18 protein-coding genes are annotated in these 13,780 nt (G+C 57.6%); 17 read left to right on the top strand and 1 reads right to left on the bottom strand.

The window, feature by feature from the left end; genetic code table 11:
* Nucleotide 1 precedes the first annotated feature (1 nt).
* Genes HQ945_RS08385 through HQ945_RS08345 form a run of 9 tightly spaced genes read left to right on the top strand, consistent with a single transcriptional unit; the run spans nucleotide 2 to nucleotide 6,532 of the window.
* Complete coding sequence (locus HQ945_RS08385; protein WP_174207929.1) at nucleotides 2–457, top strand: hypothetical protein; 456 nt, start codon at nucleotides 2–4, stop codon at nucleotides 455–457.
* The gene (locus HQ945_RS08380) at nucleotides 457–2,439 is read left to right on the top strand and encodes a hypothetical protein (protein ID WP_174207928.1); all 1,983 of its coding nucleotides are present in this window, start codon (nucleotides 457–459) and stop codon (nucleotides 2,437–2,439) included. The genes HQ945_RS08385 and HQ945_RS08380 overlap by 1 nt, the downstream gene beginning before the upstream one ends.
* Entirely contained in the window at nucleotides 2,432–3,124 is a 693-nt protein-coding gene (locus HQ945_RS08375; RefSeq protein WP_174207927.1) for a DUF4054 domain-containing protein, read from the top strand. Before HQ945_RS08380 ends, HQ945_RS08375 begins: the two co-directional genes overlap by 8 nt.
* A complete protein-coding gene (locus HQ945_RS08370; protein ID WP_174207926.1) occupies nucleotides 3,124–3,588 on the top strand; it encodes a phage virion morphogenesis protein in 465 nt (154 codons plus the stop codon). Before HQ945_RS08375 ends, HQ945_RS08370 begins: the two co-directional genes overlap by 1 nt.
* On the top strand, nucleotides 3,588–3,920 hold the full coding sequence (locus HQ945_RS08365) for a hypothetical protein (protein ID WP_174207925.1): 333 nt from the start codon (nucleotides 3,588–3,590) through the stop codon (nucleotides 3,918–3,920). Before HQ945_RS08370 ends, HQ945_RS08365 begins: the two co-directional genes overlap by 1 nt.
* The gene (locus tag HQ945_RS08360; RefSeq protein WP_174207924.1) at nucleotides 3,917–4,420 is read left to right on the top strand and encodes a phage neck terminator protein; all 504 of its coding nucleotides are present in this window, start codon (nucleotides 3,917–3,919) and stop codon (nucleotides 4,418–4,420) included. The genes HQ945_RS08365 and HQ945_RS08360 overlap by 4 nt, the downstream gene beginning before the upstream one ends.
* 52 nt (nucleotides 4,421–4,472) lie before the next feature.
* Nucleotides 4,473–5,612 carry a DUF3383 family protein gene (locus HQ945_RS08355; RefSeq protein WP_174207923.1) on the top strand — a complete coding sequence of 380 codons (1,140 nt, stop codon included), beginning with the start codon at nucleotides 4,473–4,475 and terminating at the stop codon, nucleotides 5,610–5,612.
* A 12-nt stretch (nucleotides 5,613–5,624) separates the two neighbouring features.
* Entirely contained in the window at nucleotides 5,625–6,059 is a 435-nt protein-coding gene (locus HQ945_RS08350; protein WP_174207922.1) for a phage structural protein, read from the top strand.
* Nucleotides 6,060–6,109: 50 nt separating this feature from the next.
* A complete protein-coding gene (locus HQ945_RS08345; RefSeq protein WP_174207921.1) occupies nucleotides 6,110–6,532 on the top strand; it encodes a phage tail assembly chaperone in 423 nt (140 codons plus the stop codon).
* A gap of 199 nt (nucleotides 6,533–6,731) precedes the next feature.
* Here HQ945_RS08345 and HQ945_RS08340 read toward each other — a convergent pair whose 3' ends face one another.
* On the bottom strand, nucleotides 6,732–7,391 hold the full coding sequence (locus tag HQ945_RS08340) for a hypothetical protein (protein ID WP_174207920.1): 660 nt from the start codon (nucleotides 7,389–7,391) through the stop codon (nucleotides 6,732–6,734).
* A gap of 48 nt (nucleotides 7,392–7,439) precedes the next feature.
* Here HQ945_RS08340 and HQ945_RS08335 point away from each other — a divergent pair, with 48 nt between their 5' ends.
* Genes HQ945_RS08335 through HQ945_RS08300 form a run of 8 tightly spaced genes read left to right on the top strand, consistent with a single transcriptional unit; the run spans nucleotide 7,440 to nucleotide 13,780 of the window.
* Entirely contained in the window at nucleotides 7,440–9,239 is a 1,800-nt protein-coding gene (locus HQ945_RS08335; RefSeq protein ID WP_174207919.1) for a tape measure protein, read from the top strand.
* Complete coding sequence (locus HQ945_RS08330) at nucleotides 9,239–9,847, top strand: phage baseplate protein (RefSeq protein WP_174207918.1); 609 nt, start codon at nucleotides 9,239–9,241, stop codon at nucleotides 9,845–9,847. The genes HQ945_RS08335 and HQ945_RS08330 overlap by 1 nt, the downstream gene beginning before the upstream one ends.
* Nucleotides 9,844–10,167: a phage baseplate plug family protein gene (locus HQ945_RS08325; RefSeq protein WP_174207917.1), complete on the top strand. Its 324-nt coding sequence runs from the start codon at nucleotides 9,844–9,846 to the stop codon at nucleotides 10,165–10,167. Before HQ945_RS08330 ends, HQ945_RS08325 begins: the two co-directional genes overlap by 4 nt.
* A 2-nt stretch (nucleotides 10,168–10,169) precedes the next feature.
* Nucleotides 10,170–11,060, top strand: coding sequence for a phage protein (locus tag HQ945_RS08320; protein ID WP_174207916.1), 891 nt, complete (start codon nucleotides 10,170–10,172; stop codon nucleotides 11,058–11,060).
* Entirely contained in the window at nucleotides 11,057–11,728 is a 672-nt protein-coding gene (locus tag HQ945_RS08315; RefSeq protein WP_174207915.1) for a Gp138 family membrane-puncturing spike protein, read from the top strand. The genes HQ945_RS08320 and HQ945_RS08315 overlap by 4 nt, the downstream gene beginning before the upstream one ends.
* Complete coding sequence (locus HQ945_RS08310) at nucleotides 11,725–12,087, top strand: contractile injection system sheath initiator (protein WP_174207914.1); 363 nt, start codon at nucleotides 11,725–11,727, stop codon at nucleotides 12,085–12,087. The genes HQ945_RS08315 and HQ945_RS08310 overlap by 4 nt, the downstream gene beginning before the upstream one ends.
* Nucleotides 12,084–12,974 carry a hypothetical protein gene (locus HQ945_RS08305; RefSeq protein ID WP_174207913.1) on the top strand — a complete coding sequence of 297 codons (891 nt, stop codon included), beginning with the start codon at nucleotides 12,084–12,086 and terminating at the stop codon, nucleotides 12,972–12,974. Before HQ945_RS08310 ends, HQ945_RS08305 begins: the two co-directional genes overlap by 4 nt.
* The gene (locus HQ945_RS08300) at nucleotides 12,974–13,780 is read left to right on the top strand and encodes a baseplate wedge 1 family protein (protein ID WP_174207912.1); all 807 of its coding nucleotides are present in this window, start codon (nucleotides 12,974–12,976) and stop codon (nucleotides 13,778–13,780) included. The genes HQ945_RS08305 and HQ945_RS08300 overlap by 1 nt, the downstream gene beginning before the upstream one ends.

Raw genomic sequence — 13,780 nt, 5'->3', positions numbered from 1 at the left:
CATGGCGCTTCTCGCTGGCAAGCTTTACGACCCCACGACAGCAGTAAACAAGGTCACCACCGCCGCATTGGCGATGACCGCTCTCGATACCACCAATCTCCGGCTGAACTTCACGGTGCCGGCCAGCGGGAATGTTCTGGTTCGGATGCATGGTGTCTTGCATGGCGCTACGACATTCCCGAGCATCCTGCTGGGTGTCCTCGAAGGCTCCACGGTCAAGGGGCGTGTGGCCCCGACGCAATCTCTCGGAAACACCGCGGTTGCCACCGCCATGGTCAGCGTGGATGCTGAATTTCTCGTCACTGGTCTGACGCCTGGCGCATCGCTTACATGGGATGCAGCATATGGGGTTGAGACGCTCGTCGCCTCAACTGGCTTGAAATACGGCGGACCGAACAACACCACCGCCAACGACGCTTTTGGAGGTTTCGCGTTCGAAATTTGGAGCGTTGATTAATGTCCATTGCGACATATCTCCGGCTCGATCGAGCGACGGGCACGACACCGCGCAATAAAGTCCCCATCACCGCCAACCTTCTGACAACGGGCGGCAGCACCGCTACTGGCACCTCGTACAATACCGCCAGCATCTCGCCAGCGGCCAACAAGGCCATCATCCTTGTCTGCATGTACGTCGGCGATAACAATGCGCCGAGCGGCATTTCAGGCGCTGGCTTGACGTTCACGAAGCTCGCTGAAGGTTCGCTTGAGGGCACTTGGTCCGGCGCAAGCGTCTGGATCGCGAGTGCCGCCAGCCCGTCGAGTGGCGCACTTACGATCACGTTCGGAACTTCGCATCAGGGCTGTGTCTGGCACGTCGCTGAGTTCGATTGCGATGTGAGCCAAGGGCGCAACGGTGCGGTTCAGGCTTCTCCGAGCCACTTCACGACGGTAACGCAAAGCACGACTGTCTTCACTGGCAGTTCATCAGGTTTCCTTGACGACGAGAACGGCACTGTACTTATCGGTGTCCAGAATAACGTCTCGGTATCAACAAATGCTCCAGGTTCGGGACTGACCGAGCTATCGGATAACACCTTTAATCTGCCCGCCGACGGTCGTCAGTTCCACATAGCAATCAACTGGGCGAATGTAGCGATCCCGCTGCCGCAGTACACGAACAGCATCGGCTCAGGCACTCAATTCGCCGGAACGTTCTTCCTCGAACTGGCCGCCAAGGCAGCGTCAACCGGATATAGTTTAACTGCAAACGGTGGATCCGTTGGAGTTGCTGGTACAGCGGCCAATCTCAAGGTTGGGCGCACGCTCGTTGCAAATGCCGGTTCTGGGGCTATTGCCGGCACGTCGGCGGCCCTGAAAGCCGGACGCAAACTAACTTCGAATGGCGGCACAGTCGCAATCGCGGGCACCTCGACCACCATCAAGGTCACGCGCATTCTGACGTGCTCTGCCGGCACTGTGACGATAGCGGGTACAAACGCCAATCTCCGCAAAGGCGCTGCACCGCTGACGGCAAGCGGCGGAGCGATCGTTCTCAGCGGCTCGTCTGCGGGTTTGATCGTCTCAGGCCGCAAGATCAGCGCAAATGCGGGAGCCGTGGCGATCACGGGCGCCGCCGCGGGCTTGAATAAAGGCTACAGGCTGGGCGCATCAGGCGGCAGCGTATCCATCACGGGGACGAATGCTCAACTTCACCGTGGTCGCAAGATTGCTGCTTCTGCGGGTGCTGTTGTCATTGCTGGCACAAGTGCTTCTCTCCGGCGCGCGCGCGTACTGGCGACCACGACTGCGGCGATTGCGATTGCGACGGCCACCGCCAACCTGAAGGTTGCCCATCGGCTCGTTGCATCAGCAGGCGCTGTTGCGATCAACGGCACGGCAGCCACGCTTCTCAAGTCTCAGGCGGGTTCACTGCAAGCACTGGGCGGTGCTCTTACGATCACCGGCTCCTCGGCCACAATGATCGTCACGCGCCGGCTGACTGCATCTGCTGGCTCTTTGGTTGTGTCGGGCACACCTGCCCAGGTCAATCGCAGTCGCCGGGTCACGGCCAACGGCCAGTCGATCATAATTAACACCTCGCCTGCAACGCTGAAGCGCAGTCGAACGCTCATCGGTAACCAGGGCAGCATTGTCGTAACAGGGTCACCTGTGATGATGCGCACGAGCCGGCGCTTGCAGGGCGATACTGGCGCAATTGATATCGCCGGTGCGGTCGCGGCTCTCAATATCGGGCGCCGATTGCTGGCTCTCGATACCGGCATTCTGATTGCAGGGGCACCGGCCGAGCTTTCGAAAGCTGCTGCATCTCCGTTGTTCCGATCGCGGGTGTCGAGCGTAGTGGCCGTTGCCGACCGAGAAGATGCAATTGTCGGGGTGGATCACGATTCGAGTGTTGTGGGTATGGTTCATGCCTCTTCAGTGATTGCTGTTCGGCAGTCGACGACGATCATTGCACGGAGAAACGGGAATGGCTGATATCTCGATTATTGCCGGTGATAGTCGGATCATCAACGTTCAGGCGAAGAATGAAGATGGTACGCCGATCAATCTGACGGGTGCCACCATCACGTGGAAGGCAGCAGCAGCGCCATACGGCACGGCACTGATATCCAAGGCTGGCTCGATCACCGATGCGACGGGGGGCGTGTTCAAGGTCACGCTGACGCCAGGCGATACGTCCGCTCTGGTCGGGAATTTCTATCACAGTGCCCAGATAACATTCCCGGACAGCAGTGTTTCGACGCTGTTCCTGGGGGCGCTTGCGATCTCGCCGCTGACGAACGCCTTGAGCGCTGAAATGTTCAAGGCCCGCTATCCGGAATTCGCACCCGTGTCGGATGCACTGATTTCGCTGGTTCTGGGCGAATCCAGCAGTGTGATCGGTGACGGCTGGCTTCAGCGAGACCGGGCGCAAGCTCAAATGCTGCTGGCCGCGCACAAGCTCGCCATGGAGGGTGAGCCGCAGCGGTCCAAAGGTGGCGGTGTCGGCGGTGGCACGATCTCGGGCGCGGTGAAGCGCATGAAGGTCGGTGACGTCGAGGTCGAGTATGCCGGTGTGGGCGGTGCCGCAGGAATAACCGGTGGATACGCTTCCAGTGTCTACGGGCAGCGCTATCTCGCTCTCATGCGCCTCAGCTTCGGCGGGGTTGTTGCGGTCTGATGTTCACGGTCAAGGCCAAGCGCATCCGACACATGACGTTGAGCGCGCAAGGGCTGTCCGGCCCGTCAAAGGTCAAAGTCGGGCTTCCAAAGGGCGCCGCCGACGGAGAAATCATCAAGATCGGTGTCTGGAACCACTTCGGCACCAAAGGCGGAGCATCAGGTGGCGGTTGGGGCGGACCGATACCGGAACGACCGTTCCTCACCAATGCGATGCGCAACAACCGCTCAAACTACCGCTCGGCGATGCGCAGCGCAGCCAAGGCGGTGTTACTTGGTTCGACCAATATGAAATCTGTCGTCACCAAGCTCGGCATAATGGGGCAGGGCGACGTGCAGAAGGAAATTACGGCGCTTCGATCTCCGCCGAACTCGCCGGTTACAATCGCCCTCAAGGGTTCCGATAATCCGTTGATCGACACCGGCCGCTTGCGCGCCTCGATCACCTACAAGGTAGATGACTGATGCTGCTTGACGTCGGGATTGCGATAGATGCCTTCGCGGTGTCAGTCACGCGTACGCGCAAGGCCACCGGCGCGTACAACGCCGATGGCGTGTGGGTAGCGGGCGCACCGGCCTCGATCGCGATCAGCGCCACGATACAGCCGGTTTCAGGCTGGGAACTGAAGGACATGCCGGAAGGCATCCGGACAGAAGCCAAGTATCTGGCATGGAGCCGTTCGGAGATCCTGATCGACGATGTCATCACCTACAAAGGCAAGGAGCACAGGGTTCTGTTCGTGCGTGATCGCGACGAAGGTGATTTCTATCGCGCCGCGCTTGGGTTGCTGAAATGACCGATGCCCAGGTGACCGTTGCGCTGGTGCACTGGATTGCTTCAATTACCGGCAAGACCGTCATTCAGTCCTATCAGGGCGGAGATGATCCGGCGCTGCCATACATCATGGTCAACCCGACCGGTGTCGCCGAAGTCCGCAAATGGGCGCAGGAAGACGTCTACACGGATACGGGAGTTCCGAACGGCGAAGGCAAGACCAAAATCCTCGCCACGCCTGTCATCGAGGTTGAGTTCAGGTTCTCCGTTCACTCATACGGACCATCGCCGACGGATGTGCTGAGGCCGATTCGCACTGCCTTTCATCTCACCCAGATGAACGAGCCGTTGATGCCCGGTCTGATCCCGCACGAGATCAGCCAGATTCGCGACGTTCCGGACTGGATCAACAACCGTTGGGAGCCACGCGCCCAAATGGATGTCTTCTTGCGTGGGCTGGTCAAGGACGGCTTCGTCATCGACACGATCGAGGAATACTCGTTCGAATTTATCCGGGGCTGATGCCTCAACTTCCTCAAATCGCCCGCTGGGGCTTATCTGAAAGGATCAAGGTATGGCCAAGCTTCCATACTCGCGGGTGGTCAATGTTACGCTGTCCCGCAATGACGCATTCGCCAGCAAGCGCGGCTTCGGTGTCCCGCTGTTTCTGACTGGTACCGCCAAGGCAGGCGTGCTCGACGCATCGCATCGCACGTTTCTTGCCGGGTCGATGGACGAGGTGGCCGCAGCTTTCTCGCCAAGCGATGAGTTCTACAAGGCCGCTCTCGCGGCATTTGCCCAGGAACCGCGCCCGATCCAGATAAAGGCGGGCTTCGTTACCATTGATGTTTCCCCGACCGCGGCAGAGCTTCAGACCCAGTTGGACACGCTCTATGATGCCGACGCCGACTGGTACTGGATCACCATTGACGCCGCTCTTCGCGATACCGCGCAGCTCGACGGGCTCGTGACTTGGGTTCAGGCCAAGAACAAGATGGCCATCATCGGGTCGAATGACGTCGGCCACGAAACGCCGGCGAACACGACCTGCATCTCGGCCCGCCACAAGGGCACTGCCGACCGCACGGCCACATTCTATCACACCGATGCGACCGAATACTGCGACATCGCTTTGGCGGCCGCACTTGGCACCCGCAATTTTGATGAGGCTGACAGCGCCTATACTGCGAAGTTCAAGAGCCTCGCTACCATCGCGCCGATCAACAAGAACTCGGCTGCAGTCCAGTCGATTACTGGCTTCACGCCGGCGCTTGGCCAATCGCTGACGGCCGGCCACATGGCAAACACCTATATCGACATCGGTGGGCGCTTCTTCGTCGTCGAAGGATCAACGCTGACGCCAAACGTATTCATTGACGAGATTCACGCGACGGATTGGTTGATAGCGCGAACCGAGGAAGAAACCCTCAACATCCTGCTGAACAACGATCGCATCCCGTACACGGACGCGGGGCTTGAAACCCTCGTTTCTGGTGCGCGCCAGGTTATGCGTTCCGCCTTCCGCGCCGGGATCATCGCCAATGACCTCGATGCCAACGGCAACTACTCGCCGGCGGTTCGGTTCATCATACCGTCAGTGTTCGATGTTCCCGAGAGCCAGCGCCATGCTCGTGTCGCACCGGAAATCCAGATCATCTTCCGTTATGCGGGCGCCGTCCACTACACCACCATTAACCTGCAGATGACGTTCTAAGGAGACTGAACGATGGCAAAATCCTCCGCATACAGCATGAAGAACGTCTCTGCGACACTCGATGGTCAGCGCGTTGTCGGGCTCTGGGACGGCGACGATCCGATCGTCATCGCGCCCTTGGCAGATGTGGGCACCATGCTGGTGGGCGCCGACGGTTCGAGCATCTTTTCGCAGACCGCCAACAACGGTGCGACCATTACAATTCGCCTGCAGCATACTTCACCGACGCATCGCAACCTGATGCAGAAGTTGCAGCGTCAGCGCGCCGATGGTGTTCGCGTGATCGGTTTCCCGTTTGTCGTCATTGATGTGGACAGCAACGAAGGCGGGTCGACCGACCAATGCTTTATCATGACAGCACCGAATGACGAAAAGGGTGTCAACGCCTCGGCCCGTGAATGGGTACTCGTCACCGGCGATTGGAAGCCCGAGATCCCCGCGGCTTGATCGCGGGTTTCAACATCGCCGCGTAACCAATTGTTCTCAAGGAATAAGAAATGGCCGAGAAGAAGATCAATAAACGTGTCTTTAAGACTGAGCCTATGCTGGCGACGAATGCAATCATCCTTCAGGCGCGCCTCGCAAAGGTGCTGGGTCCGGCCATCGATCGCATCGGCGAAATCTTCGCGGGCAGAGGTGAAAACGCGAGTGAAGAGGCGAAGGCAAAGTCCAATGCCGCTGCAATCGCCGCTTTCTCGGACATTTTCAGCAAGTCTGATCCACGCGAAACGGCAAACCTCGTGAAGGACATAGTCGAGGTGGCCATGATCGCCCGGCCGAACGGCAACTATGAGAACGTGGACTTTGACAATGACTTCACCGGCGAGCTGGGCGATGTAATGCCGGTGGTGATCTTCGTTCTCCGGGAGCAGTTCGGTGATTTTTTTTCCGCACTCCTGGCGAGTGGCGTCCGAAAGTAAGCGGCAAGCAACTATCGGACCACCAGATCGCCCGCATCGCGCCGAACCTCAATCTCTTTCTCTGGCGCCCAATCCTCTCAGAGCCTCCCCTCTATACCATCCATGATTTGCGCGAGTGGGTCACTTTGCGTGACGTCATGGACGCTCATGAAGCATTGGACCTGAAGGGAGCGATGCAGGAGAAGGCCTCCGAGAAGTCCTAATCGGAAAAGACGACCGTATCGGCCGCTATGCCTTCCTGCATGAGCGTGCCAGTGGCGATCTTGCCCTTCACCGTCACCGTGCAGCCATGCTGACATTGGGTGAGCATGGTTTTGCGCTCGTCCCTCGTCAGCTTCTTGGTGTCGACATAGATGTTGTTGGTGCTAAATTTGTCGTCGGGATTTTGCAGAATGGCCATGTCCGCGAACAAGGACAAGCGGCCGGAAACTTCGACCATCTTTCCTTTCATCTCGCCGATATCGAGCTTCAAGTCGGTAAACGAAATCTGCTGATATTTGCTCTTCGTAGCATCGGACTTCGCATCCTTGTAGGGAAGCGCCTTGGTTTCACGGAAAGCCACGTCCGTCGGTTTGAGTTCAGGGCTGGTCTTGCAAGTCTGCAAAACGGCATTCTCGTATCGCAACAGTTTTTCGTCAGTTTGTTCGGACGCGACGTTGCCGGTGGCGACGGCATAGGCACCCATAAGATAGCCCATGGTGATTGTGATTCTCCCGTCAACTTGCGGGTCATCGACCGACTTTCCCGCCCGAATCGCGGATAAGTCGTTGACGAAATTCGAACAGGTGTAGGCGTTGGATTTGGCCGTTGCAGGCAATGTCGCCAATGCAACAAAGCAGCCTAATAAAATTGCTCGCATAATCATCTCCACCTGTCCTGTCGCATTGTATGAAATGGAACGCACACCATGGCAATAGTTGACGAGCTCATAGCCATCCTCGGATATGAAGTAACGGGGGAAGCAGAGCTTAAGCATTACAACAAGAGCCTGGATGCGCTGGAAAAGAAGGTTGAGAATGTCGGCCGCCGTATCGGCCAGGCTGCTGCCTTCGCTGGCGCGGCTGTTGCGGCGGGATTTGCCTTCCTCGGCAAGGGTGTGCTGGACACTTCCGCCAAGTTCGAATCCTACCAGGCCACGCTCGAGACGATCGAGGGGAGTGCTGACAAGGCCAAGGCGGCTTTGGACTGGGTTTCCCAGTTTGCCAAGACCACGCCCTACGAAGTCGATGAGGTAACGCAGGCATTCGTGAAGCTGCGCGCCTACGGCATGGACCCGATGGACGGCACATTGACGTCGCTGGGCGACACGGCCTCGGGTATGGGTAAGAACCTCATGCAAGCGGTCGAAGCGCTTGCTGATGCCGCTACGGGTGAATTTGAGCGTATCAAGGAATTCGGCGTGAAGGCCAAGGTCGCCGGCGATAACGTCACGTTCTCGTGGGTCGACAACGGCAAACAGATGACCAAGACCGTCAAGAAGACGGGCGTCGAAGTTACCAAGACCTTGAAGGAGATTTGGGGCAAGCGCTTCGCGGGTGCCATGATACGCCAGTCCAAGACCTGGAACGGCATGATGTCGAACCTTGGCGATAGCTGGACTGCGTTCCTGCGCAAGATCGGCGATGCAGGCATCTTCGATAAGGTCAAGGGCAAACTGGGCGACTTTATGGACGCCCTCAATACTTGGTTTGATGACGGCACCGTCGATGAGATCGCAAAGGGCATCAGTGGTGCATTCGAGCGGATAGACAACATGATTGGCAGCGCCGTTCAGCGTGTTGTGTTCTATACCAAGAACTTCGAAAAGGTGAAGCCATACCTAGAAGCACTGGGCATCGCTCTCGGTATTCTCGTGGCGGCAACGTTTCCGGTAACGGCGGCCTTTATCGGTTTGGCAATAGCCGTCGACGATGTCGTGAGTTACATGACCGGTGGCGAATCCGTCATTGGTGATTTCGTCAATTGGCTAAATCAACTCTGGGCAGTAGTAGCTGATAATGAAGCCATCAAGGCCCTCGGCGATATCATTCGCGACTTGGTCAACTACTTCACTGATGCTGCCACCTTTGCGGCCGGGTTCTTTTCGGCACTGACAGATTGGGATAGTGGAGCGGTAACCGAAGGCTTCCGCATGTTTGGCGAGGTGATGGGCGGGGTTGTAACCCTGTTCAAGGACCTTATCGGGGCGATGTTTCGGCTACTCGAGTGGGCGATTCCGGATGACTTCTTCGGCGACGCCTTTGAGAACGGCCGGAAGGCGGCACAAACGCTGATTGACGTCCTCAACACCATTATCGGATTGCCAGCCAAGATTGTTGAAGCCTTCGCAGGGCTGGGACAGCGGATTGCTGATCAAATTACAGCCGGATCGGCCGCTGTTCGGGCCGCGATAGCCGGGATGGTGCCTTCGACGATTAACATGCCCGCGTTTGTGGGTGGCGGACTGAGCTCCGGTGCTGGGCTGACACCCGCACAGATCGGCGCGAATGCAGGTTCGAACTTCGGAAGGATGGCCGGAAGCGGACCAACGGTGAACCGGGACGCCAGCCAGAAAACGATCAACTCAAACGTCAACGTTGGTGGCGTCAACGTGACCGTTCAATCGCCGACCCAAGCGCCCGGCGCTGTTGGGGCTGCAGTCGGGCGTGCGGTGGGGCAAGCGGCGACACCTCAAGCCACGCGCATCGAAGCGGAGCCTTCATTCTAATGGCAGCCATTCTGTTTTCCGGTGCGATCGGACCGATACCCGTATCCGTAGTGCTGACGGAGTCGCATCAGTCGACACTCGGCATAACAGAGCAGCCCGTGGAGAACGGCAGCAAGATCACAGATCACGCCTACGTTGAGCCCAAGCGGCTCACGTTGGAGTTTGCTGATGCCAGCGCTGCGCAGACCTACAACACCCTCGTTCGCTTTCAGGAGAGCCGTGTGCCCTTCGTCGTGGTCTCGGGGCTGTATGTCTATTCCAATATGCTGATCAAGGCGCTGAAGGCAGATCGTGACGATACGTTTTCGCGCATTCTGAAAGGGAGCGCTGAACTCCAGGAAGTCATCATTGTCGAGACTGCCTATGCCGCTGCCGAACCCGGCAGCGATCCGACTGATACAGGCAAGCCAGGTGGCACGAAAAGCAGCAAGTCGGCCGCTCCATCGAAGGGGCGGGCAGGTGACGCGGCTACCAAGGCACGGGCTAGCGGTCCCGTGCAGCGCGGCGATTCTCCAGCAAAAACCGCTCCACTGAATACGGCATCGACCCCGAACGCCTCATCTTCAGCGGTGAAGAACACCTCTATGTTAAAGCAGATGTTCCAATGATCGAATTCACAGTCATTGACGAAGCGGACCAGCAATTCGCGGCGGTTCTCAATCAGCGCCGGGTGACGATTCGACTGCGCTATAACCTCACAACGGACCGTTGGGCCATGGACCTGTCGATCGACGACCAACCCGTGCTTCACGGACGGCGGATCGTGACCGGTGTCGATCTCTTGGCCGCATTTAACTTTGGTATCGGCGTTATCTTCGCTTTCGCGACCGCTGCAGGGGAGGCACCCGATCGAGATGGCCTGCCCAGCGGTTTGGTTCGGCTTTACCACACCACCGAGGCGGAAATCGCCGACGCGTTGGCGGCCTGACAATGAGACAGTTCCTGCGCAAGGTGCGACTGACGGCATCGGGCTCCGGTTCGCTTGTCATCAATCCCGGTGGCATCCAGACGCACGAATTGAAGATCAGTTTCGACGTGTCGAAAAGCATTTCGTCGAGCCAGAACAGCGCCAAGATCCAGATATGGAACCTATCAGAAGGCCACCGCAACGCGATCGGTAAGGAGCTCGACGACATCGTGCTCGAGGCCGGCTATATGCCGCCTGGTGAGGGCGGCAACGTCGGCATCATCTTCAAGGGCCAGATGCGCGACGTCGAGCACAAGCGCGATGGTCCTGACATCATTACGACGCTGAGCTGCGGCGAGGGCGATCGAGCATTTCGCAAGGCCACCATCTCGAAAACCTTTCGCGCTGGTACCGAGGTGAAGGAAGTCGTCGACGAGATTTACAAGCAGCTTGAGGCCGAGGGTGTCGATCGCGGCGAATGGAAGTTCCCCGACGACATCAGCGAGAGGAAGTTCAAGCGGCCATACTCAATGTGTGGCGGTTGCAAGCGCGAGATGGATACGCTCGGCCGCGGTAAAGGATTCTACTGGTCCGTCCAGAACGGCACCATGGAGATCATTCCGCACGATGGATACATCGGCGGCATTGTCCTGATCAGTCCTGAGACCGGGATGGTCGACACGCCGACCATCACCGACAACGGTGTCAAGGTTTCCGCACTTCTCAATCCAGAAATCCGGCCCAACCGCCGGGTCCAGATCAAGAGCGAAACCCTCGAAATGAACGCCGAGGGCGGCGAATACCGGGTCAGCCAGTGCGACTACAGCGGCGACAACCGAGACGGTGACTTTGTCGTCCAGGTGCACGGCGAGGCGATCAAGGGTGGCAAAGTCGACGAGGGCAAGAAGAAATGAGCGTCGGATATGTCGGCAAGACCACCAATCTGAGCCGTGAGGTCATCGCTCAGCAGGCCCAGGCAGAGCGGGAAGACCAATGGGGCAACATGCCCGGTGAGATCGTCGATTACGATCACACTAAAGGCACGGCAACAATCAGGCCGCTCTTCAAGAAGCGGAAGGCTGATGGCTCCGATCTTCCGATGCCTGATCTCATGGAAGTGCCGATCGATTTTCCGCGTTCGGGTAATTCTGCGATTACCCATCCGCTGCCAGCCGGCACCAAAGTCAATCTTAGACCGCAGATGCGGTCGATGGAGAATTACGATGTCGACAACGAAGGCACCTTCTCGGACGCCCGATCGAGCAACCTATCGGATATGCGCGCCTCAATATCAGGTGGTGACAGCCTTACAGACCCTCTGCCAAACGTCGATCCTGGCAACGTCCACATCCGTTTCAATGCTGATGGCACACATGGCCTTCGTGGCTCGCCTGACGGGAAATTCAAACTAGAAGGGTCGGAAGGCAACATCTTCGACTTCCTGGTGCAAAACGTCGAGAAGACGGCCGAAGGCTTCACCCTGCTTGGTACGGAACCTGACCTGGTGCACAGGGCCCAGTATGCCGAGATCGGCGAGGACCTTACCGACCTGGCCGAGAAACTGAGGGCGATGGTGCTATGACCTCTCGTATTGGACTGGCGATCGACCAGAACACCAACGATCTCTTTCTGCGCGCGAGCGGTGAGCTAGCGATCGTGAAAGATGCCGAGGCCGTGGGGCAGCATGCCCGGCAGCGGCTCATGACGTTCCAGCGGGAATGGTTTCTCGATACTACTGCCGGCGTCGTTTGGCTCGATGAGATCATGGGCCGGCAATATGATCCGGCGCTCGCTGAAGCCGTCGTCAAGAATGAGATCCTCAACACTGATGGCGTCGATGAGATCACCTCGTTCTCTGTCCGGTTCAATCGCGGCACTCGTCAACTGGCCATTTCGTCGGTGAATGTTCGCACTGATTACGATCAAGAGGTTTCCCTATGACCGTATACGGCATCCAGCCTACTGGATACGTCCGCAAGCCGCTGAACACCATTCTAAGTGAGATTGAAGCTCAGATGGTGACCGAGTTCGGCCCGGGTGTCATCCAGACCTCCCAATCGCCACTCGGCCAGATCAATGGCCTGATGGCTGACCTTATCGCTGAGGTCTGGGAATTGGCTGAGGCTGTCTATCAGGAGAATGATCCGGACCAGGCCGAAGGCGTCAATCTAGAAATCCTTGGCCGCCTTCGACTGCTCAACCGCGGGGCAGAAGATGATGCAGCGTTCCGCCGGTCAATAACTAATCAGGGCCGCGCCCGCATTGACCTTCAGGACATTGCACGCGCGGTCGCGTCGATCCCTGGTGTGGTCTACTCCCAGGTGTTTTCGAACGATACGGCCGCCATCGACGAGAATGGATTGTCGCCGGCCTCTGTGGCGGTTGCGGTCATCGGCGGTGACGATGAGGAGATCGCGTCCACGGTGAGGCTCTACGTCGTGCCGGGCATCAACACCTATGGAAACGTGTTCGTCAGTACGTCTATTGATGGATTCTGCCGAACGATCGGCTTGGTTCGCCCGATCATTGTACCGGTCACTGTCGTAATCAACGTCGCCGTGTTCAAAGATCAATTTGGGTGTCCACCACCTTCGCCCGCGGCGATAAAGGCCGCTTTGATTTCCGATTGGGAAGACACCAACATCAATGGCAAGGATGTCACCAACTTCACCGTGAGATCGCTGGTCGAAGGCCGGTATCCGAATGTGCAAGTGGTTACAATGACGGCGTCTCGTGATGGACTCCCGGCTTCTTCGGGGGCTGATATCGGGTTCATCGAAATGTCTCAGCTATTGCCAGACAATGTAACCGTCAACGTGGTGGCTTGATGTCCTATTGTCGTACACCGGCGGATATGGCCGAGGAGCGGATCGATAGGGTTCTGACCCAATATCGCGAAAGCCCCAATTTGCTTTTCGTGATGCGAACTTATTTGAAGAAAGCCGCTGAGGCTATCAACACGATATGCGATCTGCCGTCATTCTTCGACATCGAGACTGCGGTTGGCGAACAGCTGACGTTCGTTGGTAAGCGACTTGGCTGGCCGCGTTGCCACTGCGTTTGCTCTGTCCAGCCGGTCTTTGGCTTCTCTTGTGACAGCGGCAACATCTTTGAAAATATTGTCGGATTTTGCGAACCGAACTCATCTTGGGACGACTGCGAAAGCCAAGGATTCGCTGATCTTTGCATCAACGACGACGAAATGTATCGCAAATTCCTGAAGGTGCGACGCTACCAGATGTTGTCGTTTTTCGATCTGACCAGTCTGGCAGAAGCGACGAAAGTCTTTTTCGGGCCGCAAGCGAGGGTGCTTGATTCTGGAAACGGCCGCGTAGTCATCGCACCTGGTCGAGAACTCTCCGCGCCGGAGATGGCTCTAATCCAACTCTATCCGCGCGTAATTCCTGTCGCGGCCGGAATCAACATTCGCTTTCACTTCGGCCCACTGCACGTATTCGGGTTCGGAGATGGGTGGGGAGGCTTTTGTGAGCCTTATGACGCTCAAGGCACCCTCGGCACCGAGAACGGCGACGAGATTGGCACCGAGAACGGCGATGTTATCGGCACCGGTGTTCTTACAAGGGACGCTGAATGGATGTGCGAAATTGACGTTAAACCCTACGACTGCATGTGA

Source organism: Phyllobacterium pellucidum, assembly GCF_013327855.1.
In the GTDB taxonomy this organism is placed as follows: domain Bacteria; phylum Pseudomonadota; class Alphaproteobacteria; order Rhizobiales; family Rhizobiaceae; genus Phyllobacterium; species Phyllobacterium pellucidum.
This window is presented reverse-complemented; position numbering and strand designations above follow the sequence as displayed.

Excerpts from the sequence above, each read along its gene's own strand:
- HQ945_RS08385 (WP_174207929.1), top strand. The coding sequence starts at position 2 with ATGGCGCTTCTCGCTGGCAAGCTTTACGACCCCACGACAGCAGTAAAC.
- HQ945_RS08380 (WP_174207928.1), top strand. The coding sequence starts at position 457 with ATGTCCATTGCGACATATCTCCGGCTCGATCGAGCGACGGGCACGACA.
- HQ945_RS08375 (WP_174207927.1), top strand. The coding sequence starts at position 2,432 with ATGGCTGATATCTCGATTATTGCCGGTGATAGTCGGATCATCAACGTT.
- HQ945_RS08370 (WP_174207926.1), top strand. The coding sequence starts at position 3,124 with ATGTTCACGGTCAAGGCCAAGCGCATCCGACACATGACGTTGAGCGCG.
- HQ945_RS08365 (WP_174207925.1), top strand. The coding sequence starts at position 3,588 with ATGCTGCTTGACGTCGGGATTGCGATAGATGCCTTCGCGGTGTCAGTC.
- HQ945_RS08360 (WP_174207924.1), top strand. The coding sequence starts at position 3,917 with ATGACCGATGCCCAGGTGACCGTTGCGCTGGTGCACTGGATTGCTTCA.
- HQ945_RS08355 (WP_174207923.1), top strand. The coding sequence starts at position 4,473 with ATGGCCAAGCTTCCATACTCGCGGGTGGTCAATGTTACGCTGTCCCGC.
- HQ945_RS08350 (WP_174207922.1), top strand. The coding sequence starts at position 5,625 with ATGGCAAAATCCTCCGCATACAGCATGAAGAACGTCTCTGCGACACTC.
- HQ945_RS08345 (WP_174207921.1), top strand. The coding sequence starts at position 6,110 with ATGGCCGAGAAGAAGATCAATAAACGTGTCTTTAAGACTGAGCCTATG.
- HQ945_RS08340 (WP_174207920.1), bottom strand. The coding sequence starts at position 7,391 with ATGCGAGCAATTTTATTAGGCTGCTTTGTTGCATTGGCGACATTGCCT.
- HQ945_RS08335 (WP_174207919.1), top strand. The coding sequence starts at position 7,440 with ATGGCAATAGTTGACGAGCTCATAGCCATCCTCGGATATGAAGTAACG.
- HQ945_RS08330 (WP_174207918.1), top strand. The coding sequence starts at position 9,239 with ATGGCAGCCATTCTGTTTTCCGGTGCGATCGGACCGATACCCGTATCC.
- HQ945_RS08325 (WP_174207917.1), top strand. The coding sequence starts at position 9,844 with ATGATCGAATTCACAGTCATTGACGAAGCGGACCAGCAATTCGCGGCG.
- HQ945_RS08320 (WP_174207916.1), top strand. The coding sequence starts at position 10,170 with ATGAGACAGTTCCTGCGCAAGGTGCGACTGACGGCATCGGGCTCCGGT.
- HQ945_RS08315 (WP_174207915.1), top strand. The coding sequence starts at position 11,057 with ATGAGCGTCGGATATGTCGGCAAGACCACCAATCTGAGCCGTGAGGTC.
- HQ945_RS08310 (WP_174207914.1), top strand. The coding sequence starts at position 11,725 with ATGACCTCTCGTATTGGACTGGCGATCGACCAGAACACCAACGATCTC.
- HQ945_RS08305 (WP_174207913.1), top strand. The coding sequence starts at position 12,084 with ATGACCGTATACGGCATCCAGCCTACTGGATACGTCCGCAAGCCGCTG.
- HQ945_RS08300 (WP_174207912.1), top strand. The coding sequence starts at position 12,974 with ATGTCCTATTGTCGTACACCGGCGGATATGGCCGAGGAGCGGATCGAT.